The following is a 1652-nucleotide window of genomic DNA, read 5'->3' on the forward strand; positions in this document are numbered from 1 at the left end:
TGTCTTATCCTGATATAGGTAGACACATTTACAAACTAATAAATGTGTTACTATTATGACTTCAAAACGAAAGCTTTATCGTGAAGATGAAAAACTGTTTTTTCTTCACTCTTACTACCAATCAGGTATGAGTAAGCATGCCTTTTGCCGGGCACATGGCATTTGTTGCCCTGCCTTGCTAAATAGTTGGATTAAAAAGTATTCAAATTTAGCAGAAGAGCTATCTTTGCCTTCTGAACAAGAATCACCAGATATGTCCAATCGCAGCAAGGAAGCCTACAAAGATGAAAATGCCCAATTAAAAAAGCGCATTAAAGAGCTGGAGAAAGCTCTGTCTTTCTCCAAGCTGGAAACAGAAGCCCGTGAGTTGATGATTACGCGTGCTGAAGAACTCTTCAACATCCCTATCAGAAAAAAATCTGGGGCCAAATCGTAACGGAACTGGTCAGTCAGCGCAACCTGAAAGTTGCGTTGGCCTGCCGTCTGTTTGGCCATTGTCGTCAAGCCTACTACCAGTCAAAGGCTGACATTGAGAGTCAGATACATAGGGAACGTCTCATGCTGGATGCTGTCCGTGATATCCGTATCGAAGATCCGGGTATAGGCTGTTACAAACTGTGGATTATGCTCACCGTGCTTTTTGGAGCCGGGTTCATGCCTGGGCGGGACAGCTTTTATGCATTGCTCCGGCAACACCGCTTGATGCTTCCTGCCCGCAAGACCCGGCATACGACGAACTCCAACCATCGCTACCACAAGTGGAAGAACCTAATCAAAGGACTGACCTTGACTTCAGCCAACCAGTTGTGGGTCAGCGACATTACTTATATACCACTTGCCAATGGTGAAGTCTGTTATCTGCATCTGATTACGGATGCCTACTCCCATAAGATAGTGGGATGGGTGCTTGCCGACACCTTACGGGTATCGGCAACCATCAATGCATTGCAACAGGCTATAGAGCAGGCTGTTGAAATGACAGGAGATGAAAATCTTACGGGCCTGATACATCACTCGGACCGTGGCGTACAATACTGTTGCGACCCATACGTGGCACTTCTTCAGAAACATGGCATTGCCATCAGTATGACGGAAGACTACAAACCCACCGACAATGCCGTTGCGGAACGTATCAACGGGATTATTAAGGCGGAAAGCAGCCATCCTCGAGGCCGGTTCAACGACATCGGGCATGCAAGAAATGTCATAGCTCGCTACATACATTTCTATAACCATCGCAGACCGCATATGAGTATCGGGTATAAAATACCTGCTGTGGCGCATCTGGAGAAGGGAATACAGAAGAAAATGTGGAAGAAGAAAAAATATCCTTCCACAAGTAGCAATAAAAAGAAGGATGCAATATCTTTGCAAAGCCGGACAGCAAGTCCGGGCGAAGGCGCAGGACAGCGCACCTGACAAAGACAGAATGCCTCTTTTAGGGGCACCCAGTCTTGCCGGACAAGCAAGCACGGGCTCTGCAAATGCAGCAGGATGACTGTCAACAGAATCAGGACAACTCACTTTGCTGTGTCTACTATATCAGCAGGGCTTGGGAAGAAGTGACTACTGAACCAGTACAACATTCCAAGAACCGTCTACTGATATCGGTTATAAAAAGAAAAAGCGTCTAGCTAAATCAGGAAAAGACA

General features: G+C 46.2%; 2 protein-coding genes. Both read left to right on the top strand.

The genetic code is table 11. The features are described from left to right. Positions 1-55: 55 nt before the first annotated feature. Positions 56-436 (top strand): transposase, encoded by a 381-nt coding sequence (locus DW096_RS19165; protein ID WP_005829611.1) that lies wholly within the window; start codon positions 56-58, stop codon positions 434-436. Positions 437-459: 23 nt separating this feature from the next. Further along, the gene (locus tag DW096_RS19170; protein ID WP_227224309.1) at positions 460-1419 is read left to right on the top strand and encodes an IS3 family transposase; all 960 of its coding nucleotides are present in this window, start codon (positions 460-462) and stop codon (positions 1417-1419) included. Positions 1420-1652 lie beyond the last annotated feature (233 nt).

It is taken from the genome of Bacteroides sp. AM07-18 (assembly GCF_003602695.1).
In the GTDB taxonomy this organism is placed as follows: domain Bacteria; phylum Bacteroidota; class Bacteroidia; order Bacteroidales; family Bacteroidaceae; genus Bacteroides; species Bacteroides uniformis.